Source organism: Mesorhizobium sp. M1403, from assembly GCF_040317695.1.
Classification (GTDB): domain Bacteria; phylum Pseudomonadota; class Alphaproteobacteria; order Rhizobiales; family Rhizobiaceae; genus Mesorhizobium.
The window spans coordinates 10624-37158 of record NZ_JAMYKY010000017.1; the positions used below are offsets into that span (position 1 = coordinate 10624).

The following is a 26535-nucleotide window of genomic DNA, read 5'->3' on the forward strand; positions in this document are numbered from 1 at the left end:
GGCTGGCCAAGATCTTAGCCTCGATCCCCGTCCACGAAGCAGCGTGACGCGCCGCCTCTCCGCAAGGGATTATCGATGGGGTCGAATTGATCAATGGTATTTTGCGATCGTGTGACGACAATTACTAAGTATATGCACTCATGTTGCGTAAATATCACCTATTTCGGCACGACTTGTACTTATAATCCGCGTGGAACTGATGGCACATTTGCAACGTATGTTACGATTTTACATTTCATCGTGAAATACCCTTCTCCCGCAGCCAGTTCACGATGTTTGGTCGTTCGGGAGAAGGCCTCCTATGCAATCGCGTCCGTTAGCGCGCGGAAATATGCCCAATGAAGCAATTTCGATCGGGTCGGGCCCAGACAGGCGCTGGGCAGTTTGGCTGGCGAGGGAGCAGCCCGACAGTTGCGCAGTGACCGAGCGCGCCGGCCTCGGCATGAGGCAAGCTCACCGATCGCCGTGGCCATTTCGGTTGCCGATGGAACTTTTGACCGGAGCGAACCCGCCACGGTGGCCGGCAACAAAACTTCACCGACCGCCTTGGTTTTGTCCCGCTTTTGACATCGCCAGGATCTCGGCCGCGGCTACGTTCGAATGCGATAAAGACGGAGACCGTTTATGGTCCATGACGATCTAAAGCGGGCAGACATCCTGAAAGACCCACTCATAAGACAGATGATGCGTGCGGACCGGGTCTCTTTGAGAGAGATGAAGAAACTGCTTCAGGATGCGGCGGCGCGGTCGCACCGGTGTCATGGCAAGGACGAGCCCTTGCGGACGCAGGAGACGCCGCCCTCACCGCGATAAGACTTTGAACGCGGCTGTCAAACGTCACGCATCCTGCGTCCTGCTACGTGGTCGACTGCCTGCCCTTGGCGAGCGCCTGCCGCGTTGAAGCCTGTCGTTGCATCTCGTCAGTCTTGCTGTTTTTGAGCGGAACAACCTGCTCCGGCGGCAACGATATAGTTGCCCGTAGCCCATGCGGCGATATGTTCTCGAGCAACAGCGAGCCACCATGGCTCTTTGCGATCTCATCCGCGATCGAAAGGCCCAGACCAAAACCGCTGTTGGTATTCGAGGATCTGGCCTCATCTGCCTTGAAAAAAGGCTCTAGAGCCTTCTCGTGGAGACCTTCTGCAAGGCCGGGGCCATCGTCTTGCACAACAACGGACACTTTGCTTGGCGGGAAATTGGACAATTGGACATGCACGATCTTGCCGAATCTGACGGCATTTTCCACGATGTTGGTGACTGCCCGCGTCAGCCCTTTCTGCTTGCATGAATATCCGAATCTCTCGGGGCCGACGTAAATCACTGTGTGTCCAACATCGGAGAACCCGGCAACGATTGTCTTTATCAGGGCCGCAATATCAACTTTTCGAAGCGGCTCGTCGCGGGCCGTGCTGCTCAGATACTGGAGGCTTTCCTCGATCATCGCTGTCAATGTAGCGATATCGTCAAGCATCGCTTGTTTGGACGGGATCTCCTTTGATCGCTCCACGCGCATTCTTAGCCGCGTCAGTGGTGTTCTCAGGTCGTGGCTCACTGCGGTCAGCATCCGCGTGCGGTCATCAACCATCTTGCGAATTCCGCGCCGCATGTCGTTAAGTGCCGTTGCGAGGGTGCGAAGCTCCTTGGCGCCTGCGACAGTGAACAACTGCTCCTCGTTGCCGTCGAGGCGCAGGCTCTTTGCAGCCTCGGCGAAGCGGACGAGAGGCGACGTGATCACGCCGCCGATATAGAGGACCAGCAGAAGCATCGGCAGGATCAACATCAGAATCTTGGCAATGAGTTCGACAATCGTGCCGAACACGGCTGGATAGGTATCGGCGTCAGAGAACCGGACCAGGAGGCCGCGCTTGGCGTCGACACGCACCGCCAGGGCATTGTGTTCAGAATCCTGCGGAACAACCGTGGCCTCAAAGTCAGAGGGCAGCACGTCGCGGAGATCATCGGCGATGAATTGCATATTCCCTTGGTGGCTGCTTGCGACGTTAAGATCAGGCCACGGTAAAACGCTCATCTCCAGACCGGTGGGAGCGCTCGCGCGCAGCAGCTTCTCGGCGTCGGCATCGTCCGCGCTGTTTCTGAGTTGCTCTACGATCAATTCGATCTGCGTGCTTCTGACCGCCACCACTTGCTTGGCCTGGAAGATGTACGGCTCCGGCAAGAGCGCGACAACGCTAAGGAGCACTGCCGGAATAGGGATCGCGGCGAGCACGACGAACTGGAGCCGAATGGGCGCCCGTCTGAACCGACCGATCATATGGCTACCGAGACCTCCGGAGTGAAGATGTAGCCTCCCAGCCGCACTGTCTTGATGAAAGTGGGCTCCTTATAGTTCGGCTCTATCTTTTGCCGGATACGGCTCACATGCACATCAATGCTGCGCTCGACAGGTCCGGCAGCGCCAGCGTGGGTACGCGCAAGTATGTCGTGCCGGTTCATCACCTGGCGAGGATTCTCGCAGAACACAAGCAGCACATCGAATTCCGCCGTCGTAAGCGGCACATGCACACCGTCAACGTCAGTTAATTCGCGTGTGACAGGGTCGATGCGCCAGCCCGCGAACGTCATCGGGTCTTGGCTTGGCCTGACTTGGCTTGAATAAGACGAACGGCGCAACAGCGCCTTTATTCTCGCCAACAGCTCCCTGGAGCTGAACGGTTTTGTAACATAGTCGTCGGCACCCATTTCAAGCCCAACGACCCTGTCCACCTCTTTCGTCAGAGCGGTGAGCATAAGGATGGGCGTCGTATCGGATGCCCTGATCCTTCTGCAAATGCTAAAACCATCCTCTCCCGGCAGCATTCCGTCCAGCACAATAAGGTTGAACTCTCTCTTTTTTAAGACGCGGTCCATCTCCATCGCCGATCCGACCGTCTCGGCAGCATAACCAGCATCCTTCATCAACTCGATCAGCATGGTGGCTATATCCCGGTCATCCTCGACGACGAGGATTCGGGCTGAAGCTTGAGTTAGGACATTGTATCCGAGGCTATCCATAGGTTTGGCCATTTTCGTTGCCCTTTCCCTTCCGGAATAACACGCTGTACATGATGGCTGTCAGCAACAATTGTGTTTAGTTTTGTTGCTGCGCCCCCCACAGGCCGCCTCCGGGCCCGACAGCCGCTGCATCTACGGCCCATGAATGACGCGCACCGGTGCTTCCGGCGGGCCGCTCAGCCGCTGCGCCTTAGCAACTCTTAACAATACAAAACCCACGGCAATGACAAAACCGGACTAATGCCCCAGGCGCGATTGCGAAGAACATTCGCGAAATGTGCGGTGCTGCTGGTGGAGACTTAGATGTTTCCGCCGGGTGGCGGCCCCGGAACAAGGCGGTAGACATGCATCGACTAGTGGCCATCATCATGATGGCCTTTCTTGCTGGCTGTTTCGCGCCGGGCCGTAATGCCTGCCAATCGAAGGCCGCGATGAAGGCGGCCTATCGCAGGATTGTCGGTATGGGCGGTCTTGGAGCGTGCCTGATCGTGTCAGGCTGCACGACTGTGGCCAGCGTTCAGGAACCTGATTTGAAGATCGCGAATGCCTGGCACGCGACCTTTCCGCATGGCGGCCGGGCCGGCGATCTCGTGTCCTGGTGGTCCACGTTTTCCGATCCATCGCTGACGGCCCTCATTGCATCTGCGCAGGCGGAAAGCCCCAGTCTCGAGTCGGCCGCTGCAGAGATCGAGAGGGGGCGCGCCACGCTGACATCTACGCAGGCGAGCCTTTTTCCGGGGCTTGGCGGCTCGGGATCGCTCGCCCGCTCCGGCACCGGCGGCAACAAAGCCAACCAAGTTGCTGCCGCTACGACGGTGAGCGGCAGCCTCGACGCTTCTTGGGAAATCGATCTGTTCGGCAAGACTCGGCAGAGGAGCGAGGCTGCGCGGCTGCGGGTACACGAGCGCACCGCGGATTGGCACGATGCGCGCGTCTCACTCGCGGCGGAGGTGGCGGACTACTATATGCAGTACCGTGCCTGCCGGCAGCTGGAGCAAGTTTATACCACCGAACTCGCCTCGCAGCGCGAGACGATCCGGGCAATGGAAATGGCCGCAACCTCCGGCCTTACGTCGAGCGCCGACCTCGCGCTAGGGCGGGCGAGTGCTGCTACCTCGGCCTCGACACGGACCGCCCAGCGTGCCGAGTGCGAGGTTCTCGTCAAATCTCTCGCCCGCCTTATCGGCGGTGACGAGCCTCACGTCCGCGATATTCTGGCGATGGGCAAGCACGGGTTACCCACGCCGAGGACCCTCAAGCTATCCGCCGTGCCTGCCGACGCCTTGCGGCAGCGCCCCGACATCGACGCCCTTGAGCTCGAGGTCGCTGCATCGCTCGCCGAGATCGGCGCGGCAAAAGCCGATCTCCATCCGAGTCTCAGCCTCAGCGGCTCGGTCACGATCGACAGTTCATCGCTGATCGGAACCTCTCTGCCCTGGTCCTTCGGCCCGGCCATCTCGATCCCGCTCTTTGACGGTGGTTCGCGCCGGGCGGCAGTGGGCAGCGCGGCAGCCGCATATAAGGTGGCGGTGGCCGCCTACAAATCAGGTGTGCTGGACGCGGTCGCCGAAGTCGAGACCGCACTCGTGCGGATCGACAGTACGCGACGGCAGATCGGCGACGCCAGTGTCGCGGCGCGCAACTATCGCGCCTACTTCAAAGCCGTGGATTCGAACTGGAAGGCCGGTGGCGCAAGCCTGCTCGACCGCGAGGAAGCCCGGCGTTCGGCGCAGTCGGCGGAGGTCTCGCTCATCGAAATCCGTCGTGACTCCGTGCGCTATTGGATCGCCCTCTACAAGGCGCTGGGCGGCGGCTGGGATGCGAGCGCCTCCTCATCCAAGGACCTGCCGCAAACATCGAAAGAAAACCTGCTCTGATGCGATCTTCACCTCTTCTCCTCGCCGCTACCCTGAGCGGGATCCTTGTTTTCGCCGTAGAGCCCGCGCTCGCGCAACAGAACGAGGCGGCAGCGCTTACCGTCGCAGTGGCAAAGCCCGCGGAACGCCAGTGGCCTGAAACGATACCCGCCAGCGGCTGGCTGAAGCCCTGGCACGAGGCGGTCATCGCCGCGGAAATCGGCGGCCTGCGTGTGACCGATGTCCTTGCCGATGTCGGGTCGGTTGTCTCAAAGGATCAGCCCCTGGTTCGGCTGGCCGACGAAACGGTGCGGGCGGAACTGCGCAAGGAAGAGGCTGTCCTGGCAAGTGCCAAGGCGGACCTCGCAAAAGCCAGGGCTAGTGCGGACCGAGCACGCAAGGTGCAGGGAAGCGGTGCGCTTTCTGAGGAGAAGATCACTGAATACCTGATCGCCGAGCAGACTGCGATCGCGAGTGTCGAATCCGCCGAAGCCTCGCTGGAAAGCCAGAGGATCAAGCTTGCTCAGACGACCATTATGGCCCCGGACGACGGGCTGATCACCGCCCGTTCGGTCCAACTCGGCGCTGTCGTCTCCTCCGGCACGGAGCTATTCCGTCTCGTGCGCCAGCAGCGCGTCGAGTGGCAGGCGGAAGCGTCTGCACGTTATTTGCCTCGCATCAAAGAAGGCCTGACCGCCACGATCATCAGCCCGGAGCGGCGGCGCGTCAAAGGGACCGTGCGGCTCGTGGGGCCGACGGTCAGCACCGATACCGGAAGGGTGCTCGCCTATGTGGCGCTGCCGGCGGACGCGCACCCACCCATCGGCCTCTACGTCACCGGCCAGATTGAGCTTGCGACCACGCAGGCCCTCACCGTGCCCGAGACGGGCCTCGTGATGCGTGATGGCATCGCTTACGTCTTCACCGTGGGTACAGACGGGCGTGCGTCACGCGTCCGAGTTGAAACCGGCCGCCGCAATGGCAGCGAAGTGGAGATCCTCTCGGGCCTTGATCCCTGGGCCGACGTGGTGACGGCGGGCGGCGCCTTCCTTTCGGACAGGGCTCTTGTCCGGGTAGAGGAGGACGCACGATGAACTTTTCCGCCTGGTCGATCCGCAATCCGGTTCCCGCAATCCTGCTATTCATCCTGCTCACCGTTAGCGGCCTGCTCGCCTTCGATCGCTTAGCGGTACAGAATTTCCCCGACATGGTGCTGCCGACTGTCCAGATCAACGCCGCGTTCGAAGGTGCCGCACCGGCCCAACTCGAAACCGAAGTCGCGCGCAAGATCGAGGACAAGCTCGCCTCTCTGAGCCTCCTAGAGCATGTCACTACCACGATTACGGACGGCGCGGTCAGCATCAATGTCTCATTTCAGCTGGAGAAGGACGGCGAGGCAGCGCTGAACGAGGTGCGCAATGCCGTCGACAGTATGAGCGGCGACCTGCCTGCCCAGATGCAGACACCAAGCGTGACGAAAACGACGGTGCAAGGCTCACCGATCCTTACTTATGCCGTGCGCTCCGTCCGCCTCAATGAGACGGAACTCTCCTGGTTCGTCGACAACGACATGACAAAGGCCTTACTTGCCGTGCCCGGCGTCGGCCAGGTCAGCCGCATTGGCGGCATCAATCGTGAGGTGCAGATCGATCTCAATCCCCAACTCATGAGTTCGCTCGGCCTCAGCGCCGCAACCGTTTCCGCGCGGCTCAAATCCATGCAGTCGGACGCTTCTGGCGGCCGGGCGGAAATCGGCGGCAGCAAGCAGGTGATCCGCACGCTCGGCGCGGTTTCTTCGATTGAGGCATTAAGGGCGCTCGCAATCCCGCTCCCAAGTGGCGCCCTGGTGCGTCTCGACGAGATCAGCACCGTTACGGACAGCTTCGCTGACCGGGGGTCCATCGCCTATCTCGATGGCGAGCCGGTGATCGCAGTGCAGGTCAAACGCTCGAACGGCTTTTCGGATACGGGCGTCGCGGCAGCCATCCGGACTGGCATGCAGAACTTCGCCGCCGCCAAGCCCGATGTTGAGATCGTCGAGGCCTACAGCACGACCGGGCCGATCATTGAGAACTATGACGGCTCCATGCACATGCTCTACGAGGGCGCCATCCTCGCGATCGTCGTGGTCTGGCTCTTCCTGCGCGACTGGAGGGCGACTGTCCTTTCGGCGGTTGCGCTGCCACTATCGGTCATTCCGACCTTTCTTGTGATGTATCTGGCGGATTTCAGCCTCAACACGGTGACGCTGCTCGCGCTCTCTCTCGTGGTCGGCATCCTGATCGATGATGCGATTGTCGAAATCGAGAACATCGCGCGCCATCTGCAAATGGGCAAACACCCGAAGGAGGCCGCGCTTGAGGCCGCCGACGAGATTGGCCTTGCCGTCATCGCCACGACCTTCACGCTCGTCGCCGTCTTCCTGCCGACTGCCTTCATGAGCGGTATTCCCGGCCTGATCTTCCGTCAGTTCGGGGTGACGGCAGCCGTGGCGGTCCTCGCCTCACTGGTCGTCGCGCGCCTGCTGACGCCGATGATGGCCGCCTACATGATGAAAGCGCATCCCGTCGAGGCAAAGGACGGCTGGATCATGCGCGCCTACATGGCCGTCGTCAGAATCTGCCTGCAGCGCCGCAAACTAACGGTCCTTGGCGTCATGCTGTTTCTCGGCCTTTCCATGTCGACGATCCCGTTCCTCAGTTCCGGCTTTCTGCCCGCTTCGGATGATGCGCAGACGCAAGTCACCTTGACGCTGCAACCTGGCAGCACCATTGGGCAGACGGAGGCGATCACGCGGCGAGCCGCCGAGATCGTTTCCCGACTGCCGGACGTGACGCATGTGTTCTCCTCCGTGGGAAGCGTCTCTTCGAATGACTTGATCGATTCCTCGACGACCGCCGATACGGGGGCCGCTTCCCTCGTGGTCGATCTCAAGAAGATCGGCGATCGCACCCGCACGCAGACCGAGATCGAGAATGATATCCGGCAGGCACTTTCCGTCCTTCCCGGCACCAGGATCGCTGTGGGGACGGGCGGCAACGGCACGACATTGGAGATCACGTTGGCGAGCGACGATTCCGATGCGCTCGGCCAGGCAGCCGGCGCGCTCGAAGAGCAACTGCGCACCCTCAGGAGAGTCGGCGCGGTCACCTCCAGTGCCTCCCTGCAGGCGCCGGAAATCCAGATCGTCACGAACCTCGACAGCGCGGCCGCTCTCGGCGTGACGGCGGAAGCGATTTCCGAGGCGGTTCGCGTGGCAACAAACGGCGACCATTCCTCGTCGCTCGCGAAGCTCAACCTGCCACAGCGCCAGCTTCCTATCCGTGTCCGATTTGACCCCAGCAACCGGACGACGTTTGATGACATTGCCAATCTTCGCGTTGCCGGCGCCAGGGGCAGCGTCGATGTTGGCTCGGTCGCCGAGATCAGCATCGGCGGCAGCCCGTCGGAAATCAGCCGCATCGACCGCTCGCGAAATGTCACGCTATCGCTCGAGTTGAACGGGCGCATCCTCGGCGACGTCTATCGCGAGGCACAGGCATTGCCTGCCCTTCGCAACCTCCCGGAAGGCGTCCGGCTCGTCGAGCAAGGAGAATTAGAGCGCAGCTCCGAGCTCTTTGGCAGTTTCGCCATCGCTATGGGGATCGGAATATTCTGCATCTATGCCGTGCTGGTCCTCCTCTTCCACGACTTCCTTCAACCGGTGACGATCCTTATGGCGCTGCCACTTTCTCTCGGCGGCGCCCTGCTGCCGTTGGTGCTGACCGGCACGAGCTTTTCCATGCCAGTGGTGATCGGGTTGCTCATGCTGATGGGTGTGGTGACGAAGAATTCGATCCTTCTGGTCGAATACGCGATCATCTCACGCCGCGCCGGCCTCTCGCGCTTCGACGCTCTTGTCGACGCCTGCCATAAGCGCGCTCGCCCGATCGTGATGACGACGATCGCGATGGGCGGCGGCATGCTTCCGGTAGCCCTCAGTCTCAGCGGCGGCGACTCCAGTTTCCGTCAACCCATGGCAATTGTTGTCATCGGCGGCCTGATGACTTCCACCGTCTTTAGCCTCGTCGCGATCCCCGTCATCTTCACCTTCGTCGATGACTTTCTCAGGCTTCTCAAACGGCTTGCCGCCCTAGGAGAGCATGAGACCTCGCCGGCTTCCACACCTGAAGACGCAGTGCAGTTCGAGGCACCGCTTCGGCGGGAGCGGTCCTGGGACGCACCTCGACTACGATCCGGCCTTCGTGAAACAGGCGCGGGATCGAACTGGCCTGCCACGCCAGCGGACGGACTTTCTCATCCTCCTGCCGAACGACCCGCGCGTCGGAATTGAGGCCGATGAGTGCTAGCACTTTGGCCGCATTGGCTAGCCGCGCTGTCCGTCTTCGGCCATGGCGGGTGCAGATCGCGAGCGCCTGCCACGACTGGCCAGCTGTCCGTCAAGTCCATTCTCATCATTCAGACAAAGTATATTGGCGACGTTGTTTTGACGTCAGCTTTGGTGCGCAATCTACGTCTCGCCTACCCGGATGCCACCGTGACCATGCTTTGCGCCCCCGGTCTTCGGCGGTTCATAGTCAGCCAAAACATCGCGGACGAAGCAATCGGGTTCGACCGCCGCGGCAAGGGAAAGAGCCTCTTCCAGCGGCTAAGAGCGTATCTGAGCTTGGTCTCTGATCTCCGCCAACGAAGGTACGATCTCACTATTGATCTGAGTGATTCCAAGACATCCAGGATTCTGCACCGATTGCTCGACGCGCCGCTGCGGGTTGGCTTCGATCCTCCCGAGAGGCCACTGAGATTCTGGGAGGTTCAACCGGCAAACGTTTACGCCGCCACCTGTGGTCACGGCGGCATCCACTATCTGTACCGATATCTTTCTCCTCTAAAGGCTCTCAACATTGACCTCGCTGACTCCACACCAAGGCTTGTGCCCACATGCGCCGCTCAAAGTGAAAGCGCACAAATCCTGGCGCAAAGGAGTTTGGTCAAAAACGCCTATATCGTCGTCCATGCAGGGGCACGATTTGAGGGGCGATGCTGGCAACCGGAGCGGTTTGCAGCGGCAATCGATGAAGTCTATGCCGCCACCGGCCTTCGGTCTTTGCTGATTGGTGGCCGGGACGAGACAACAGCCGAGCAGACAATACTCGCATTGGCTGTGTCACCTGTGGCGAGCGTGGTTGGGAAGGTCTCGCTTGAAACACTGACGGCATTGCTTGGCGACGCCGTTATCTTTCTAGGAAATGAGAGTGGTCCCATGCATCTGGCGGCATCAGTAGGGACTCCTGTCGTCGGCCTTTACGGCTTGACACCGCCGGACATATGGGGGCCGCTCGGAGTTCCGCATCGGATCGTGGCGCCTCGGCTGCCCTGCCAATGCGCTGCTCCCAACTTGTGCAAGCCGAACAATCCCGGTGGCGTCTACTGTGTGCATCGCGTGCGAGTAGAGGAGGTCACCACAGCTACCCTCGACCTGATCGAGTTCGAAACGCTCAAATCAATACCGAATCGTTAAGCTCAGCTCAGCTAGTTCGTTGAAGCGGCGGACCTAACAACTGGCCGGATCGACGGCGAGCGGCCTAGGTCCATCAGATCAAAGCCGGGCCTCGATCCAGAACAGAGATATCGTAAACTACACTCTGCGTCTCATGAACGGCCAAGTCAGCAAAATACCCCTATTCACCCCCGCCGTCGGTTACTGCTCATCGCCTTGAGATAGCCTCTTGCGAGTCGACAATCGCCTCCCGCGCTATGACAATGTCTTTCCGGGTGAGAGCATTGCATTCCCTCGCAAGCGCGATTCGAACCGTTATTGCGCGTTCATTTTCCGCAAGACGGCAGCGCGTTCCCGGATAACGAACATTCGATCCCAGCTAACGGCAATCGCATCCCACATAACGACAACGGATTTCCCTGTTAATTCACCGGCGGCCGCGAATATTCACGCAAATCTGGTCGATATTCCCTGACGCCTCGCGCAGGAAATCTCCCACTAAGTAGCTGACATCGCTACAAGATATTGATGTTCTGCCCGCCCAAAGCGCGCATTTCGCACAAATACCCTGCTTTTTGCCTGTTAGCAGGAAATATCAAACGGAGACTGGTTCGCCACAGACCGGTCGGTTCACCATGCTTTCAATAGGTTACCCGAGGGATGCATCGGTCATCAGCCGTGGACGCGTGCAAGGAAGTCGCGCACCAACGCAAGCGCCTCATCGAAATGGGTTTCCAGTAGCCAGTGGCCGGCGCCATCGAGGAGGTGGAACTCAGCTTGCGGCAAGTCGCGTTTGTAGGCGCGGGCCGATGCGGCCGGCATATAGCCGTCCTCGGGACCCCAGACGATCAGTGTCGGCGGTTGCCGTTTGCGCAGATAAGCTTGGTATTTCGGGAACCAGTTGAGGTTCCCCTCCAGCTTCTCCATCAGGCCGACCGCAAGCCGCCGACGGGCTGGCGTGTCCATCAGAGGCCAATGGAGTTTCCACAGATCCGGTGGCACGCGCTCGGCCACGGCCTCGCCAACTTCACCGATGAACTCGTGCCGGAAGCCCTCCTCGCTGACCGCATCTTCCAGCGGGCGATGCTTCTCGGACGTCTTGTCGTTCCAATACATCTTGATGGCTGCGTATTTCGGGCCGAGCACGTCTTCGTAGATGTCGCCGTTCTGGATGATAAGCGCGGCAACGCGCTCCGGATAGGCGATGGCGTGGCGCAATCCGATCTGCGAGCCATAGTCGTGCAGCCACAGCGCATAGCGGGATAGGCCGAGCGCGTCAGCGAAAGCCGCCAGAAACCCGGCATAGGCATCGAAATCGTAGCCGAATGCAGCCATGTCGGGCGTGGCGCTGTAACCGAAGCCAGGAAAATCCGGCGCGAACGTGTGCCAGCGATCTGCCAGTCCAGGCATCAGCCTTCGAAACTGATAGGACGAGCAGGGATAGCCGTGCGGCAACAGAAGCACCGGAGCGTCGGCCGGGCCGTCCTCGCGAAAGAAAATAGCGTCTCCGTTAACTTTGACTTGGCGGTGTCGCAATTTTGCCTCCTCGATCGAAAGGCTGCAACCTCCCGCATCCCGTTGTTTACGATGCTCTCGCTGGAAGGTTCCGTGGAAAAATAGACGCGGCAACTGACTTCCAAAACACAAATACGGTGACAGTGCACTTTGTCTTGTTCGCGCGATTGTCGCTTTCTGTACTGCTCCGCTCGGCCAGTCCGGGCATGAGTTCGGGCCACGTGGTCCCCGCACCGTCCAAGGCCAATTCGCAAACTTATGACCAGGCGGAGGGTTCCCGGTCGCGCCGTTGAAAGCGCCAAGGAACCTGCCGCCGATCAGATCGTTTCGCGGTATCTGGCCAGATCAACCGGAGCAGAGGCAGATATGTCGCATGCTCGCAATCGCATGGGACTGAACATCGGCAAAGGCTGCCGCGAGTTCGGGACTTGGCGCGATGCTGCGTGACGTCGACTATGTCCTGCGAAAACTCGACTGGCTGCGCGCCGAAGGCATCTGGCCCGACGGCTTGCGGTATCTGTGGACCGATGCATTCGGGGTCGTGCTCTACGTCTCGCTTTACACAGAAACTGGCGAAGCGCGCTGGCTGGACGCGGCCGAGCGGCTGGTGGCCGATGTCGAGCGTGTGCTCGGGCGCCGGCGCGGACTGAGGATCGGCGAAGCGGCCGATCGCGACGGCCAGTACTTCCACTATCTGGCGATGTGGCTGTTCGCCCTGGCGCGTCTCGGCGATCTGAAGCCGGAATACCGCAAGCGCGGCATTGCGCTGGCGCGTGACATTCACCCGGCCTTTGTGGTCCCCGGCCGCGGCGTGATCTGGAAGATGCAGGAGGATCTGAGCAGCCCATATCCTGGCTACGGTCTCGGCAGCATGGATGCCTATGACGGCTACGTCTCTTACCGGATGCTCAATGAGGACGCACTGGCGCCCGAGATCGCGCAAATGCGTGACCTGATGGAGCGCGATTGGCGCACCCTCGACATCGAGCAGGACCTCGGCCTCGGCATGATGCTGTGGCTCGCCCATTTCTTTCCCGACGAGCCGTGGGCCGAGGCCCAGACGAGGCGTTCCCTGCGAAGCCTGGAAACGATGTGGGTCGACCCGCCCGGCTATTTCAGCCGTGCCCCATGGCTGGGCGACACCAAGTTCGCCTTCACCAATTACGGCGTTTCGCTCGGCCTGCAGGCCGCCGGTATCTGGCCGGGGCGTGTCGATAGGCTGAACGCCTTCTTCGAGGACTGGCGCTCCGGCGACGAATACGACCGCGAGGCGATCACGTGGGTGATGGCCTGCACCTCGCATCTTCCTGGTGCTTTTCTGACCCGGGGTGGCGAGACAATGATTGAAAGCGACCAAGCTCGGGAACGTTCCTCTGCCGGCGCGGTTGTCGATGGAAGTGCACCGAGACGCAAGGAACGCGGTTGAAATGGCCATTCTCTTGGGAAAACCGGGAAGCTGTTGGGTGGCGGCAGCCAGATCCACGAACTATCCCCAGCTCGAAGGTTCGATCCATGCGGACGCCGTTGTCGTGGGGGCTGGAATTGTCGGGCTGACGACGGCGCTTCGGCTTTGCGAGGCGGGCCGATCGGTGGTCGTCCTCGAAGGCCTGCGCACGGGCGGCCAGGTGACCGGCCGCTCGACGGCCAAGATCACCACGCAGCATACGCTGATCTATCGTCATCTCATCGACAGCGTTGGCCGGGACCTAGCGCAGACCTATGCCGATGCGAATTCCGCTGGCGCCCGACAAATCCGCGATTGGGTTAACAACTACACAATCCCCTGCGATCTCGAGAGCAAGGACGCCTACACCTACACCTGCGATGAAAGCCGGCGCGCTGAGGTCGCGGCCGAGGTGGAGGCCGTGCGCCAGGTCGGGCTAGAGGCCGAGGTTCTCGAACGCGCACCGCTGCCTTTCGAAACGGCCGCGGCATTACGGTTCCCCGACCAGGCGCAGTTCAATCCGGCGATGTATCTGGTTGGTCTGGCGGAAGCGGTGACGGCCCGTGGCGGTCGGATCTTCGAAAACAGCCGCGCCACCTCGATCGACGAGGCAAGCCGCTGGCGCGTCGTCACAGATGGCGGCGCCGTTGATGCCGGGCACGTCGTCGTCTCCACCAACATGACGGTGAAGAGCCCCGTCGGCATGGCGAACCGGACGCAACCGCGCTGCCACACCGTGATGGCCTTTCGGATCGATGATCCCCTCCCTGTCGACGGCATGTTCATCGGCATCGACGAGCCGACGCATTCCATTCGCACAGGCCGTGATGCCGAAGGTCCGCTGCTGGTCACGCTTGGCCCCAAATTCAACACCGGCTGGGATGGCGACTTGGCGAAGCGGTTTGTCGAACTGGAAAAATGGACAAGAAAGAACCTTCCGGTCGGCGACGTCGCGTGGCGCTGGTGCAACGAAGACTATGATACGGCCGACAGGATCCCATACGCCGGCGAACCCGATCCCACCAAGGCCGCCGGCTTCCGCATTGCCACGGGCTTCAACGCCTGGGGCATCACCAACGGGACGGCCGTGGGAACGATGATCGCCGACCTGATTTGCGCCCGCCCGAGCCCATGGCAAAAACTCTACGATCCGGCGCGGCCCTATCCCGAGGACTTCCACAAGAATGGCCGCAGTCAATCGATCGTCTCGAGCACCCACGACATTGCGCCCGGCATGGGTGGCGTGATCGTCAGGGGAGACGAAAAGATTGCGGCCTGGAGAGACACCGAAGGCGCACTCCAGGCGGTTTCGGCGACCTGCACCCACAAAGGCTGCACCGTAACCTGGAACAATGTGGACCACACCTGGGATTGTCCCTGCCACGGCTCGATCTTCGCCGCCGACGGTTCGGTCATCCACGGCCCTGCCCGAAAACCGCTTGCCCAGATTACATTGTGAAGGCGGCCACTGTGAAGGCGGCGATCGGCGCGGCCCGCGTCACGCCGGCCGTTCGTAGGTTCCGACCAACTCCGTCTCCTCCAATGCGTGTTTCTGGGCTTGCTTCCAGACCTGATGCACGCCCGCCTGTCCTGGTACGCTGAGGCTCGGCACATCGAGCGCGGCCAGTAGGAAGTGGTAATGGTGGACGCCGTGCCCTGCAGGCGGCTGCGGACCATCGTAATAGGCATTGCCGAAATCGTTGGTGCCTTGCCTGAGGGCCGATGGGCCGGGCTTGCCGTCTTCGGCCTCGGCGAGTCCGCCGGCATCCGGCGGGATGTTGAAGACCGCCCAGTGCCCGAAAATCCCGCTTGGCGCATCGGGATCCCGCACGACAAGAACAAGGCTCTTGGTACCATCCGGAACACCGGACCACTTCAGCGGCGGCGAGACGTTCTGGCCGTCACGCGCATATTTTTCGGGAATTCTTCCGCCTGCCCGGAACGCCGGGCTGATAAGGGTGAGTGGCATTGCTATTTCCCCAAGGAGGTTGCGACCGAGAAACCCGCGCCGGCGCCGTTCACGCCGCTTGTTGAGCTTCGGCGATGCGTCTGATCTCTCCTGGCAGGGATTCCCAGACCTTGTGCATCTGTCCTTCTCCGACGTGATGGGCGAGCACCTTGGACACGACCCTGAAGGCATCCTTGGAATCGACCGGACGGGTGAATTCCAGCTCCGCCTTGATCTTGGCCAGAAACTCGTCGAGCGACCGCACCTTCTCGGGAGCTTTGGAAGGCTGATATTGGTCATAGAAGGCGCCGCGCACCAGAATCGGCAGCTGCGAGCCGAGGTGAGCTGCAAGGTCCGGTTGCATACGGTCGCGCAGGGCGTGCAGCACCGCTCCGAGAACGTGCCATGCGACCTGCCGATCCGGCCCGATCTCGTCCATGATCTCGTCGAGCCAGATGTTCGTGGTCTGCAGGGTCTTGTCGAATACGTCGAGTCCGGTGGCGTTCATCGAAATCCTCCGATCAAATCCGATTACGGCTGATGTGACCAAACAGCCGTACCGGCCCGTTGTTCCCCGATGGGCATGTCCTGACGCGCATTCATTGTCGGAGGTTCCGTCATGAGGGAATTTGGGCCGGCTTTTTGCCGCTGTTTTTTCGACCGCCTTTCTTGGCCGGCGCTCGGAACATCCTCATGGGCGGACGAGTTTTATTTCGCCGTCGCCGATCACATGGCGACGAATGATGCAGACACGAAAAACAGGAGAAGAACCATGGCACATCACGATTTGGCGCCCAGGACGCCATCGCGCAGCCTCTACCCATCCGCGCGAGACCCGCTCACGTCATTTCACCGGCAGATTGATCGCCTGTTCGACGACTTCTTTGCGCCAATGGCCGAAGCGACTACGGCCGGCGGTCTTTGGCCGAGCGTCGACGTATATGAAACAGACCAAGCCTATAAGGTCACCGCCGAATTGCCGGGGCTCGAGCAGAAGGATGTTGAGCTCGAGCTGCGCGACAACACCCTCTCCATTACGGGCGAGAAGCGTTCGGAGCACAAGGAAGGCGACGGCGGCCGCACTTACAGCGAACGCAGTTATGGCCGGTTTCAGCGGACCATCCCCCTGGAAACGGAGATCGATGCCGACAAGGTGCAGGCCACTTTCAGGAACGGCGTTTTGGCTGTCGAGCTTCCGAAGAATCCCGCTGCAAAGGACAAAACACGCCGCATAGAAGTGAAAGCGCGATAGTTGCCAAACTGAAGGCTGCCTGAGCAGGCGGCGTTCAGCCCCTGTGGAAGGAGAGCGGCGAGCACGGCGGCAACCGCTCAGGGCGTCTAGCGCCGGGGATCGTCCGTCGCCTCGGAAACGCCTTCGAGAGCGATTTTGGCGGCTTCCTCACCGGTCCGCCCGAGGTCGGCCAAGGCAATGACGCCGACGAGGCGCTTGTCGTGGTTGATCACCGGAAGACGACGCACCTGATGCTTGGCCATGATCTTCGCCGCATCGGTGATATCGGCATCGTCGAAGCACCAATAGACATGCTCGGACATGACCTCGCGAACGGTCGTGTTGCCGGCTGAGCGCTCCTCGGCGACGCCGCGCATCACGATGTCGCGGTCCGTCACCATGCCGACCAGCCTGTCATTCTCGCCGACCGGAAGGGCACCGAGATTGTCGGCCCGCATTTTCCGGGCGGCATCCCTGATTGTCGTGTTCGGGCCGACCAGTTCGGTCCGACGGCTCATGATCTCCTGAACTTGCATGGCATATTTCCTCTCTCTGATTGCTGAGGCAACAAGTCGCCAAAGGCGCTGTTGCCGCGCATCGCGAGATTGCCAGCTGGCCGGACGAGGCTTGTGCGATCGCTATCCTCTCGATCCCGCGCCAATGCACGTGCCGGCACCTCGCGATCGAAACTATTCTTGGAACGTCCAGGCAGCGAGCGAGTTCCAAAACGGTAACCGGCGTCGCCGCCATCCCACGGGATGTCGCCGCAGGCTGGTGAAAAACATCCACCGGAAAAACAGATGCACGCGGATTGAAGATCATGGCTATCATCTTTTCAGATCGCCGCGAGGCCGGGCGGCGACTCGCCGGAGAGCTCGTTCGCTTTGCCGGGCGCGACGACGTGACCGTGTTGGCGCTGCCCAGAGGCGGCGTGCCGGTCGGCTACGAGGTCGCGCAGGCGCTCAAGGCACCGCTCGACGTCTTCGTCGTGCGCAAGCTCGGCGTCCCCGGTCACGAGGAGCTGGCCATGGGAGCGATCGCGCCCTTCGGCGTACGCGTCCTCAACGACGAAATCGTCAGCAGTCTCGCGATCCCGCCACATCTCATCGACGCAGTCGCCGCAACGGAGGAAAAAGAGCTTCTGCGCCGCGAGCACCTCTATAGGGACGGGCGGCCCCCACCGCAGTTGAACGGACGAACCATTATCCTCGTGGATGACGGGCTTGCGACCGGATCGACCATGCGGGCCGGGATCAAGGCGCTGCGAAAAAACCACGCCGCCCATATCGTCGCGGCCGTTCCCGTCGGTAGCCCCGACACTTGCGACGCGATGCGGGCGGACGCAGACGAGGTCGTTTGCGCGACGACACCAGAGCCGCTGCTCGGTGTCGGGCGGTGGTACGTGGATTTCTCACAGACGAGCGATGAAGAGGTCCGCGCGCTCCTCGCCAGGTCCGTGCCCAAGCCTGCCGCTTCCGACAAGCCTGCCGCTTCCGAAGAGGAATTGGCTGGGCATGCGAGTGCGGGTCCGGCGCCTGGCATCAGATCGACATAGCGGAGGTGGATATGGACCGGGATAGCGAGCACGTCGTGCATGTTCCCGCGGGGCCTATCACGCTCGAGGGCAATCTTTCGTTGCCCCGGATGCCCGCGGCCTTGTGCTCTTCGCCCATGGCAGCGCTGGACGAAGTCGCGGATCTCGCGAGCCGATGGTTCTTGCGCCATCTGATTTCGGACAGATCGGCGTCCACGTCCTGACAGCTGGAGGTTGGATCACCAGTCCCGGGATCATTTGCGTCCTCAACGCGTTAAGGTCCTCGTAAAACAGCGCGCAGCTGCAACCCAAATGGCTGTCGCAACCCCTAGTTGGAAGAAAGACAATGCCGGACAAGAAAACCATCGAGAAGGCCCGAAAGGACAAGCGCGAGGGCAAATCGCCGAGCACGCAGGCCGGCGAGTTCGTGCACGAGGAGATCGATAAAATCCGCCGCGGCGAGCACGGCGCGCGCTCGACCCAGCAGGCTATCGCCATCGGGCTTTCCGAGGCGAGACGCGCAGGCGTAGACCTGCCCCCGCCCAAAAAGGGCAAGGTGAAGGAGAGCACGCGCAAAAGCGCCGAATACGCCTATGAGGCCGGCCAGGGCGAACGCACGCCGAAACGCCGCCCGCGGGTCTCGAAAGCCGTCTCCAAGGTGCTCGAGCACGAGCCGAGGAGCACAGCGTCGCACGAGGCGCTGGCGCAGCAGGCAAAGCGTGCGGCCTCGCGCCGGACGGCTGAGGAGCGTTCCGCAGCCGCAAAGAAAGCCGCCGAGACGAAAGGCGCCAGCGGAAGGAAGGCGGCGGCTCAAAAGGCCGCCAGAACGCGGGCACACCACGCATAGTTCAAAGATGGCAGTTCGGCTCTAGGAAACCCGATATGGCCCAAACGACCGGTATCGAGCTCCGCTCCTGCAGCGTGGGACGGTGCCGCTGCCCAAGGCGAATCAGTGACTGCATCTGCGGGACAACATCGACGTCTTCGCTCGAAATGTTCCTTTACGCGTAACACCGACCCAGAGGTACTCGGCGGCAAGGCCCCGGAGGTACTCGGCGGCAAAGCCGACGGGAGACCGGGAGGAAAGCGCAGCCTGTTTCTTGAGCAGATGCCTATTGCCCACAACGCGGAGAACTCTGATCATGTCCTCAGTAGCCAGCACGACAATGCCACGAACCACCCCTCAGGCGAGACATATCGCTTTGCTCGGCGCGCCCTCTAATCTTGGGCTGATGCCGCAGGAGGGTGAGCCGGAGCCCGGCGCATGGAAGGCGCCGGAGGTACTTCAATCGCTTGGTCTCGCCAACCGTTTGGGCGCCGGTCCGTTGCGCACGGTTCGGGCTCCGCCCTATCGGCCTGAGGTGGACCCTGCGACGGGCGTGCGCAATGCCCAGGCGCTGCGCCAGTATTCCGAGACGCTTGCCGAAGCCGTCGGCGAGGAGCTGAACTCGGGAGGGTTCCTGCTCATACTCGGCGGCGATTGCAGCGTGTTGCTTGGCCCCGCGCTAGCGCTACGGCGTCGTGGCCGCTACGGCCTTATCTTCTTCGATGGGCACACGGATTTCAAATTGCCGGATACCTCGCCCTCAAAGGGAGCCGCGGGCATGGATTTGGCCTTCGTGACCGGCCATGGACCGAAGCTCCTGACCGATTTCGGCGAGCACACTCCTTTGGTCCGTGAGGCCGATGTAGTCGCGTTTGGCTATCGCGATGTGCAGGACCCCGCGACTTACACGTCCAAGGCCGTCTTCGACACCGATGTTCACCGGATGGATTTGGCTGAAGTGCGGCGGCGCGGCGTCGCCGATGCTGCACGCGTAGCGCTTGACGCGGTCGCAGGGCAGGACGTCGAGGGTGTATTCGTTCACTTCGATGTCGACGTGCTGGACAGCGAGATCATGTCGGCTGTCGATACGCCGGAAGCCGGCGGTGTCTTGCCCGACGAAGCCGTCGAAGCTCTTCGCACATGGTGCAATGATTCACGCGTGATTGGGATGGAGGTGACGATCTATGATCCCGACCGCGATCCAGATCGTCGCTGCGGCAAGCTGCTGATCGACATTCTGACTGCTGCACTTCGCGACCGGTAGGCCAATGGCAGTCGTCCTGCACTTGTGCACGAATGCAATCCGCCGGAGCGAATGGCAGTCGGTCTGACGGATCGCCGCGCGCATCCATTCCGTGATGCCACCTCATCGGGAACCGTTCTCAACGAACATGGTTCCGAGTGTGCGACTGAAAGCATTTGGCCCCTTTCATCTTGGCGAGACCTGGCGGACCCTGTCCCTGCCCAAGGAGGTGACGAAGCTCGGCGCCTGGATGCAGGAGAAGGTTTTCGACCAGGAGATCGACATCAAGCCATGGATGATCGAGAACGCCGACGATCACTACGAGATCGACATCTCCCGCGCCAGGCGGCTGCTTGGCTGGAAGCCGCGGCACAGCCTGACCGCTACCTTGCCGGAAATGATCCGGGCTGAAGGCGGATCCCACCGACTGGTACAAGAAGAACAAGCTTGAACCGTCGGCGGTCGCCGCTTCCGCGCCCGAGCTCGACCAGGCCGCCGCAAGGCTGCGGCGTCCGCTCGAGCGCTCAGACGACGAGGTCGAGGTGGAAACCGAACGCCACCGGGCCGCAACGCTCTGGGCGCCACTGACCAATGTTGCCATCGGACTGTGGCTCGTGGCGGCGCCCTTCACGCTCGGCCTGTTCGATCCCGCTTCAGCACCGATTCCGCCGGCGCTCGGACATGAGATCGCCTCGCCGGAGACGCGCGACGGAAGGCTCGGCATGAGTGAGATCGTATCCGGCCTCGCCATCCTGTCGCTGGCGCTTGTAGGCATGCGCCGGCGCTGGCACGGACTGCAATGGATCACCGCCTCGATCGGGGTTTGGGTGATGTTCGCGCCGCTCCTGTTCTGGACCACCAGCGCCGGAGCCTACGCGACCGACACGCTGGCCGGCATGCTGATCGTCGCGTTCGCGGTCATGGTCCCGCCAACGCCGGGTATCAGCCGGCGTGCCCTTGCCGCCGATGACGACCGGCCGCTCGGCTGGAGCTATTCGCCCTCGCTCTTCACCCAGCGCATTCCCATAATCGGCCTCGCCTTTGTCGGCCTGTTCGTCTCGCGTTATCTCGCTGCCTATCAGCTTGGCCATATCGATGGCCTTTGGGAACCGTTCTTCGGCCCGGGCGAAACGCCGGCCGGCAATGGCAGCGAGGCGGTAGTCACCTCCTGGGTCTCCAAGGGCTTTCCGATCGCCGATGCCGGGCTGGGCGCCTTTGCCTATGCGCTGGACATCCTCGCCGGCGCGATCGGCGACCGCCGCCGCTGGCGCACGATACCGTGGATGGTGCTTTTGTTCGGCTTGCTGGTCGTCCCGCTCGGCGTGGTCAGCGTCAGCTTCATCATCATCCAGCCGCCGCTCATCGGAGCGCTGTGCACGCTCTGCATCGTCCAGGCTGCCGTCACCGTCGTGCTCATCCCCTATTCGGTCGACGAGGTGCTGGCGAGCTGCCAGTATCTTTGGCGTGCGAAACAGGCGGGAGAGCCGTTCTGGCGCACATTCTGGTGCGGAGGCCCGGCACTTTCGGAGGACCAGACGCCGGCGCCGGATCTCGACCGGCCGCTGTCGGAAGTGGCGCGGGACTTCGTCACCGGCGGTGTGAACTTCCCATGGACCCTAGTCGCCAGCACCCTCGCCGGCGCCCTGCTGATGATCACGCCGCTCGCCTTCGGCACAAGCCCGCCGCTCTACTTCAGCGACCATGTCACCGGCTGCCTGGTCATAATGGTCGCCGTTACTGCGATGGCCGAAGTGGCGCGCGCCGTCCGCTTTCTGAACATCGCGCTTGGAGCCTGGATCGCCCTCTCTCCCTTTATCCTCGCCGGCAGTGCGGCGGCGAGCCTAGCCAATCTGGCGATCGGAGCGCTGCTGGTCGGGCTCAGCCTGCCGCGCGGCACGCGCAGCGCCGCGCATTATGGCGGTTGGGACCGGGCCATCGTATAAGGATGTTCAGCAGCGCTGGACGTGTCGAGATGAGGGTCGCCGAAGCTAGCCAAAGGATGGCGGCGCGGCGCCCTGATCGTGCCCCAACAGCGACCGCGACGCCCGCGCTCACACCGAGCCGGTCATGCCGCCGTCGACATAGATGATCTGGCCCGTCATGAAGCTCGATGCGTCGGAAGCCAGGAAGATCGCGGCGCCGCCCAGTTCGTCGACTTCGCCCCACCTTGCCAGCGGTGTGCGCCCGACCAGCCAGCGCGAAAACTCGGCGTCTTGCACCAGCGCCTCGTTCAGTTCTGTCCGGAAGTAGCCTGGGCCGATACCATTGACTCTGATGCCGTGTGGGCCAAGCTCGGTGGCAAGCCCCTTGGTCAGCATTTTCATCGCACCCTTCGATGCCGTGTATGGCACGATCGAGGAACGCCCCAGTTCGCTTTGCACCGAACATATGTTGATTATGGATCCGGTCTTGCGGGCCATCATCGAGCGGACCACCGGCCGGGTGACATAGAATGCACTGTAAAGGTTTGTCCGCATCAATCTGTCGAACATGTCGAGCGGGAAATCGGCGAATGGCGCGCGGTGCTGCATGCCGGCATTGTTGACGAGAATATCGATCGGGCCGCGCTCTGCTTCCAGCCTGCCGATTTCACGCTCGACGTCTTCAGCCACGGTCACGTCGAAGGTGGAGCCGATCGCCTGGATACCGGATTCGGCCAACGATCCGAGTGCCTTTTGAACGTGGTCTTCGTCCCGCCCATTGATGATCACCGTCGCGCCGGCGCTCGCCAGCGCCTTCGCCATGGCAAAGCCGATTCCGCGGCTCGATCCGGAGATGAAAGCGGTTTTGCCGGCGAGGCCGAACAGGTCCGATAGGTCGGTCAATGTTTGTTTCCCAGAGATGCGGCCAGATGCAGGCGATCGAGGCCCTGCCGTACATCGTAAGCGCGAACGACCGCTGTCAGCAATGGCGAGATTGCCGGCGATAAACGCTTATCCCCGCCAGACGCCTTCCCGGCGCAGATCGTCCATCGTGCGCGAAATGCCTTCGCGCAGGATCGACACCATGTCGTCGATCTGCTCGCGCGTGATGATCAATGGCGGCGACATCACGCACATGTTAATCAGCGGCCGGACCAACAGGCCGAGCTCGTGGCAATGCGCGTCGATGCGTTTGCCGACATCCTTGTCGAGCTGCAGTGGATCCTTGCTGTCGCGGTCGGCGACGCATTCGACGCAGCCCATCAGCCCCATGCCGCGCACCTCACCGACCAGCGGCAATTCCTCCAGCGTCTTCAGTTGCGCCTGGAAGTAGGGCGCGACCTCGCGCGTATGGGCCAGCACGCTTTCGTCCAGAATATCGAGGTTCTTCAGCGCCACCGCGCAGCCGACCGGATGGCTGGTGTAGGTCAGGCCATGGCCGAACATGGCGTCCGGATGGTTCGAGCGGCGCAGCTCCTCCAGCAGCCGTTCCGAAAGGATGACGCCGCCGAGCGGGAAATAGCCTGAGGTCACCCCTTTCGCAAAGGTGATCATGTCGGGCTCGATGCCGAACACCTCGCCGGAGGCAAAGACATGGCCAAGCCGGCCGAAGGCGGTCACCACCTCGTCGGAAATATAGAGGATGTCGTTGTCGCGGCAGATCGTCCGGATGCGCTGGAGATAGCCCTCCGGCGGCACGATGACGCCGCCCGACGCCTGCACCGGCTCGCCGACGAAAGCACCGATCCTGTCGGCGCCGACACGGGCGACCATATCGCGGAATTCAGCGACCAGCGCATCGGTGAAAGCGGCAACGCTCATGCCCTTCGGACGGCGGAACGGATCGGGTGAGGACAATTTGACGACCAGCTCGTCGGCGCCGTCCATCCAGTCACGGTCGCGCGGACGCCCGTTAAGCGAAGCAGACAGATAGGTCGAGCCGTGATAGGCGCCGCCCCGGCTCAGGATCAGCTTCTTTTCCGGGCGACCGCGCACATTGTTGTAAAATTGCATGAAGCGCAGCGCCGTCTCGACCGCCGAGGAGCCGCCGGTGGTGAAGAAAACATGGCTGAGATCGCCCGGCGCGTGGCCGGCGATGCGCATGGCCAGTTCCGCCGACGGCGCGTTCATCGTGTACCACGGCGTGTTGTAGGACAGCGCCATCGCCTGGTCGTACATCACCTTGGCGAGCTCCTCGCGACGGTGGCCGACATTGATGCACCACATGCCGGCCGGCCCGTCGATCAGCCTCTTGCCGGTGGCATCGGTGATATATATGCCCTCGCCCGCGCCGATCAGGGCGCGTGCCTCCGCGCCGACCGAGCCGGCGAACGGCCAGGGCTGGACAAGATGGCGCTTGGCCAGTTCGACGGCATCCTGAGCGCCGGCTCCAGCCATTTCGGTCGAAGTGACATCTCTTACCGCCGCCATCGTCGCCTCGCATTGTATGCCGCAATTCAACAGACACAGAGCTAGTCCACACTCCAGGAAAGCTCGGCTTTCTTCGTCAATTTTGAATGGCCGTTCAATCAATATTGCAGAAATAGCGCTTGATTTCAATCCGCCGATGCGCTCATGATGAAAGAAAGCCGGCAAGCTCGGAGCACGATTGCGCCCTGGGCATAAAAGTGGGTACAGATAGCCGGTTCCAGCAATGGGATGCCGCATGGCAGGACAGTCCGCGCCAGCAACCGAAATCACGCCGGGGACCCTGCCCGAGAGCCTGCAATGACAGCGGCCGCGGAAGGGTCGCCCGCTTTCGGTATGACGCGGGCCATGCGCAATGCCCTTCTGCAATCCGAACCCGTTCAGGGCCTTGCCCTGATCAGCCCGACCCTCGTCTACGCGCTGATACTTCTGGTGCTGCCGATCCTGGCGGTCATCGCGCACTCCTTCTGGACGCAGAATTACCTCACTGTCGACCATACCTTCACGCTTGAAAACTACCGCCTCGCGCTGACCGAGCCGATCTATCGCGACCTGCTGTGGCGCTCGCTCTACATCTCGCTGACGGTGAGCTTCTTCACGGTCGTGCTCGCCTATCCGATCGCCTATTTCATCTCGTTCCACGGCGGCCGCCACAAGAGCCTGTGGCTGTTCCTGATCACCATCCCGTTCTGGACCAGCTATCTGCTGCGGGTAATGTCGTGGAAGGTCATCCTCGGCTATAATGGCGTGCTCAATTCCGGCCTGATGGGCCTTGGCATCATCGACGAGCCGTCGACCGCGCTGCTTTACAATTCGACTGCCGTCATCATCACGCTGACCCACGCCTGGGCAGCCTTCGCCATCCTGCCGATCTTCGTCTCGCTGGAAAAAATCGACCGCACGCTGGTCGAGGCGGCCACGGACCTCGGCGATGGCCCTGTCCGTTCCTTCCTGCGCGTGACGCTGCCGCTTTCGGCGCCCGGCATCATTTCGGCAGCGCTGATCGTCATGATCCCGACGGTCGGCGATTACGTCACGCCGAAGCTTGTCGGCGGCAAGGACGGCGTCATGATCGCCAATGCCATCCAGGCGCAATTCGGCAAGGCCTCCAATTGGCCGCTGGGTGCTGCACTCTCCGTCACCACGATGCTGGTTGTGACGCTGATCGCAGGCGCCACGGTTCTGATCATCCGTGCCGCCCAGCGGCTGGCACGATGAGGCTGGCGCGATGAGGCCGGCGCGATGACGGCGATGCGCCGCTTGCTGCCGGGCCGATTGCTGCCGGCCTATGCGTTCCTCTACGTCGTGTTTCTCTATCTGCCGGTTATCTTCCTGCCGATCTTCTCCATCAACACCGCCGCGACGCCGAAATTCCCGCTCTCCGGCTTCACCTTGAAATGGTACCACGACCTGCCGCGCACGCCGGCGCTGCTCGACGCCACCTGGAACAGCCTGGTCGTCGGGGTATCGGCTTCCATCCTGTCGACCGTTCTTCTTGGCATCCTCGCCGCGCGCTCGATCACCCGCTACCGCTATCCCGGCCGCCGCGCCATCAACGGCCTGATCATGGCGCCGCTGGTACTGCCCGAAATCATCGTTGCCATCTCCTTGCTACTGGTGATCCTGCAACTCGGTTTGAGCCTGTCGCTGTTCACCGTCGTGCTTGGCCACGTCCTGGTCTGCGTTCCCTATTCGATGACGGTGCTGACCGCCGGCTTCGAGGGCTTCGACCGCAGCCTGGAGGAAGCCTCCGCCGATCTCGGCGAGAGCGCCTTCGGCACGTTTCGGCGGGTGACGCTGCCGATGGTGGCGCCGGCGATCATTTCAAGCCTGCTCGTCTGCTTCACCATTTCGCTCGATGAGTTCCTCATCGCCTTCTTCCTGACCGGCACCGAGGCTACACTGCCGATCTATATCTGGGGCCAGTTGCGTTTCGCCGCGAAACTGCCCGGCGTGCTGGCGCTGGGCACGCTGTTGCTGGTTGCCTCGTTTCTTTTGATGACGACTGCCGAAATCCTGCGCCGCCGCGCGGCCAGGCGCACCCAGAACGAGGGAGCCTTCCATGCCTGAGCGGCCCCAA

20 protein-coding genes and 1 pseudogene are annotated in these 26535 nt (G+C 61.8%); 13 read left to right on the forward strand and 8 right to left on the reverse strand.

The features are described 5' to 3' along the window. Positions 1-856: 856 nt before the first annotated feature. Positions 857-2272, reverse strand: coding sequence for a sensor histidine kinase (locus tag NKH01_RS23785; protein ID WP_353022720.1), 1416 nt, complete (start codon positions 2270-2272; stop codon positions 857-859). Beyond that, entirely contained in the window at positions 2269-3024 is a 756-nt protein-coding gene (locus tag NKH01_RS23790; RefSeq protein ID WP_352494212.1) for a response regulator, read from the reverse strand. The genes NKH01_RS23785 and NKH01_RS23790 overlap by 4 nt, the downstream gene beginning before the upstream one ends. 344 nt (positions 3025-3368) lie before the next feature. On the opposite strand from NKH01_RS23790, the gene NKH01_RS23795 reads away from it, so the two are divergent. The 4 genes from NKH01_RS23795 to NKH01_RS23810 all read left to right on the forward strand — a co-directional run bounded on the left by NKH01_RS23795 (position 3369) and on the right by NKH01_RS23810 (position 10386). Further along, positions 3369-4889 carry an efflux transporter outer membrane subunit gene (locus NKH01_RS23795; protein ID WP_353022722.1) on the forward strand — a complete coding sequence of 507 codons (1521 nt, stop codon included), beginning with the start codon at positions 3369-3371 and terminating at the stop codon, positions 4887-4889. Beyond that, on the forward strand, positions 4889-5962 hold the full coding sequence (locus NKH01_RS23800) for an efflux RND transporter periplasmic adaptor subunit (protein WP_353022724.1): 1074 nt from the start codon (positions 4889-4891) through the stop codon (positions 5960-5962). Before NKH01_RS23795 ends, NKH01_RS23800 begins: the two co-directional genes overlap by 1 nt. Next, positions 5959-9201, forward strand: coding sequence for an efflux RND transporter permease subunit (locus NKH01_RS23805; protein WP_353022726.1), 3243 nt, complete (start codon positions 5959-5961; stop codon positions 9199-9201). The genes NKH01_RS23800 and NKH01_RS23805 overlap by 4 nt, the downstream gene beginning before the upstream one ends. A gap of 153 nt (positions 9202-9354) precedes the next feature. Then, positions 9355-10386, forward strand: coding sequence for a glycosyltransferase family 9 protein (locus NKH01_RS23810; RefSeq protein ID WP_352847259.1), 1032 nt, complete (start codon positions 9355-9357; stop codon positions 10384-10386). A 651-nt stretch (positions 10387-11037) separates the two neighbouring features. On the opposite strand, the gene NKH01_RS23815 is transcribed toward NKH01_RS23810, so the two are convergent. After that, positions 11038-11901 carry an alpha/beta fold hydrolase gene (locus tag NKH01_RS23815; protein ID WP_245278662.1) on the reverse strand — a complete coding sequence of 288 codons (864 nt, stop codon included), beginning with the start codon at positions 11899-11901 and terminating at the stop codon, positions 11038-11040. Between the two features lie 415 nt (positions 11902-12316). Between NKH01_RS23815 and NKH01_RS23820 the strand changes: the two genes are divergently transcribed. Continuing rightward, positions 12317-13306: a hypothetical protein gene (locus NKH01_RS23820; protein WP_352480826.1), complete on the forward strand. Its 990-nt coding sequence runs from the start codon at positions 12317-12319 to the stop codon at positions 13304-13306. Position 13307: 1 nt separating this feature from the next. After that, positions 13308-14783, forward strand: a complete 1476-nt coding sequence (locus NKH01_RS23825; RefSeq protein WP_353022729.1) for an FAD-dependent oxidoreductase — start codon at positions 13308-13310, stop codon at positions 14781-14783. 39 nt (positions 14784-14822) lie between these two features. Here the strand turns inward: NKH01_RS23825 and NKH01_RS23830 are convergent, their stop codons facing one another. Both NKH01_RS23830 and NKH01_RS23835 read right to left on the reverse strand, forming a co-directional pair. Continuing rightward, positions 14823-15293: a YbhB/YbcL family Raf kinase inhibitor-like protein gene (locus NKH01_RS23830; RefSeq protein ID WP_352471470.1), complete on the reverse strand. Its 471-nt coding sequence runs from the start codon at positions 15291-15293 to the stop codon at positions 14823-14825. A 49-nt stretch (positions 15294-15342) separates the two neighbouring features. Beyond that, entirely contained in the window at positions 15343-15780 is a 438-nt protein-coding gene (locus tag NKH01_RS23835) for a DUF2267 domain-containing protein (protein ID WP_352917703.1), read from the reverse strand. A 111-nt stretch (positions 15781-15891) separates the two neighbouring features. Between NKH01_RS23835 and NKH01_RS23840 the strand changes: the two genes are divergently transcribed. Next, positions 15892-16524: an Hsp20/alpha crystallin family protein gene (locus tag NKH01_RS23840; RefSeq protein ID WP_353022731.1), complete on the forward strand. Its 633-nt coding sequence runs from the start codon at positions 15892-15894 to the stop codon at positions 16522-16524. An 86-nt stretch (positions 16525-16610) separates the two neighbouring features. On the opposite strand, the gene NKH01_RS23845 is transcribed toward NKH01_RS23840, so the two are convergent. Further along, a complete protein-coding gene (locus NKH01_RS23845; RefSeq protein ID WP_352847246.1) occupies positions 16611-17021 on the reverse strand; it encodes a CBS domain-containing protein in 411 nt (136 codons plus the stop codon). 302 nt (positions 17022-17323) lie between these two features. Between NKH01_RS23845 and NKH01_RS23850 the strand changes: the two genes are divergently transcribed. From NKH01_RS23850 to NKH01_RS23865, 4 genes and pseudogenes are all read left to right on the forward strand, one after another. After that, positions 17324-18058, forward strand: coding sequence for a phosphoribosyltransferase (locus NKH01_RS23850; protein WP_353022733.1), 735 nt, complete (start codon positions 17324-17326; stop codon positions 18056-18058). A gap of 325 nt (positions 18059-18383) precedes the next feature. Beyond that, positions 18384-18884, forward strand: coding sequence for a DUF6496 domain-containing protein (locus tag NKH01_RS23855; RefSeq protein ID WP_352451168.1), 501 nt, complete (start codon positions 18384-18386; stop codon positions 18882-18884). A 355-nt stretch (positions 18885-19239) separates the two neighbouring features. Further along, positions 19240-20127, forward strand: a complete 888-nt coding sequence (locus tag NKH01_RS23860) for an arginase family protein (protein WP_352855472.1) — start codon at positions 19240-19242, stop codon at positions 20125-20127. Positions 20128-20299: 172 nt separating this feature from the next. After that, positions 20300-22049 (forward strand): annotated as a pseudogene (locus tag NKH01_RS23865) (vitamin K epoxide reductase family protein); the annotation flags it as partial. Between the two features lie 108 nt (positions 22050-22157). Here the strand turns inward: NKH01_RS23865 and NKH01_RS23870 are convergent. Together NKH01_RS23870 and NKH01_RS23875 are read right to left on the reverse strand one after the other, a co-directional pair. After that, positions 22158-22931, reverse strand: a complete 774-nt coding sequence (locus tag NKH01_RS23870) for a glucose 1-dehydrogenase (RefSeq protein WP_031194526.1) — start codon at positions 22929-22931, stop codon at positions 22158-22160. A 108-nt stretch (positions 22932-23039) separates the two neighbouring features. Continuing rightward, complete coding sequence (locus NKH01_RS23875) at positions 23040-24458, reverse strand: aminotransferase (protein WP_023720896.1); 1419 nt, start codon at positions 24456-24458, stop codon at positions 23040-23042. A gap of 297 nt (positions 24459-24755) precedes the next feature. Between NKH01_RS23875 and NKH01_RS23880 the strand changes: the two genes are divergently transcribed. Then, complete coding sequence (locus NKH01_RS23880; protein WP_352847237.1) at positions 24756-25673, forward strand: ABC transporter permease; 918 nt, start codon at positions 24756-24758, stop codon at positions 25671-25673. A gap of 24 nt (positions 25674-25697) precedes the next feature. After that, entirely contained in the window at positions 25698-26525 is an 828-nt protein-coding gene (locus NKH01_RS23885; protein WP_353022736.1) for an ABC transporter permease, read from the forward strand. Positions 26526-26535 lie beyond the last annotated feature (10 nt).

What these genes read in the sequence shown, in the direction of transcription:
- NKH01_RS23785 (WP_353022720.1), bottom strand. Translation starts at nt 2,272, where the DNA reads ATGATCGGTCGGTTCAGACGGGCGCCCATTCGGCTCCAGTTCGTCGTG.
- NKH01_RS23790 (WP_352494212.1), bottom strand. Translation starts at nt 3,024, where the DNA reads ATGGCCAAACCTATGGATAGCCTCGGATACAATGTCCTAACTCAAGCT.
- NKH01_RS23800 (WP_353022724.1), top strand. Translation starts at nt 4,889, where the DNA reads ATGCGATCTTCACCTCTTCTCCTCGCCGCTACCCTGAGCGGGATCCTT.
- NKH01_RS23805 (WP_353022726.1), top strand. Translation starts at nt 5,959, where the DNA reads ATGAACTTTTCCGCCTGGTCGATCCGCAATCCGGTTCCCGCAATCCTG.
- NKH01_RS23820 (WP_352480826.1), top strand. Translation starts at nt 12,317, where the DNA reads ATGCTGCGTGACGTCGACTATGTCCTGCGAAAACTCGACTGGCTGCGC.
- NKH01_RS23825 (WP_353022729.1), top strand. Translation starts at nt 13,308, where the DNA reads ATGGCCATTCTCTTGGGAAAACCGGGAAGCTGTTGGGTGGCGGCAGCC.
- NKH01_RS23830 (WP_352471470.1), bottom strand. Translation starts at nt 15,293, where the DNA reads ATGCCACTCACCCTTATCAGCCCGGCGTTCCGGGCAGGCGGAAGAATT.
- NKH01_RS23835 (WP_352917703.1), bottom strand. Translation starts at nt 15,780, where the DNA reads ATGAACGCCACCGGACTCGACGTATTCGACAAGACCCTGCAGACCACG.
- NKH01_RS23840 (WP_353022731.1), top strand. Translation starts at nt 15,892, where the DNA reads ATGAGGGAATTTGGGCCGGCTTTTTGCCGCTGTTTTTTCGACCGCCTT.
- NKH01_RS23845 (WP_352847246.1), bottom strand. Translation starts at nt 17,021, where the DNA reads ATGAGCCGTCGGACCGAACTGGTCGGCCCGAACACGACAATCAGGGAT.
- NKH01_RS23850 (WP_353022733.1), top strand. Translation starts at nt 17,324, where the DNA reads ATGGCTATCATCTTTTCAGATCGCCGCGAGGCCGGGCGGCGACTCGCC.
- NKH01_RS23855 (WP_352451168.1), top strand. Translation starts at nt 18,384, where the DNA reads ATGCCGGACAAGAAAACCATCGAGAAGGCCCGAAAGGACAAGCGCGAG.
- NKH01_RS23875 (WP_023720896.1), bottom strand. Translation starts at nt 24,458, where the DNA reads ATGGCGGCGGTAAGAGATGTCACTTCGACCGAAATGGCTGGAGCCGGC.
- NKH01_RS23880 (WP_352847237.1), top strand. Translation starts at nt 24,756, where the DNA reads ATGACAGCGGCCGCGGAAGGGTCGCCCGCTTTCGGTATGACGCGGGCC.
- NKH01_RS23885 (WP_353022736.1), top strand. Translation starts at nt 25,698, where the DNA reads ATGACGGCGATGCGCCGCTTGCTGCCGGGCCGATTGCTGCCGGCCTAT.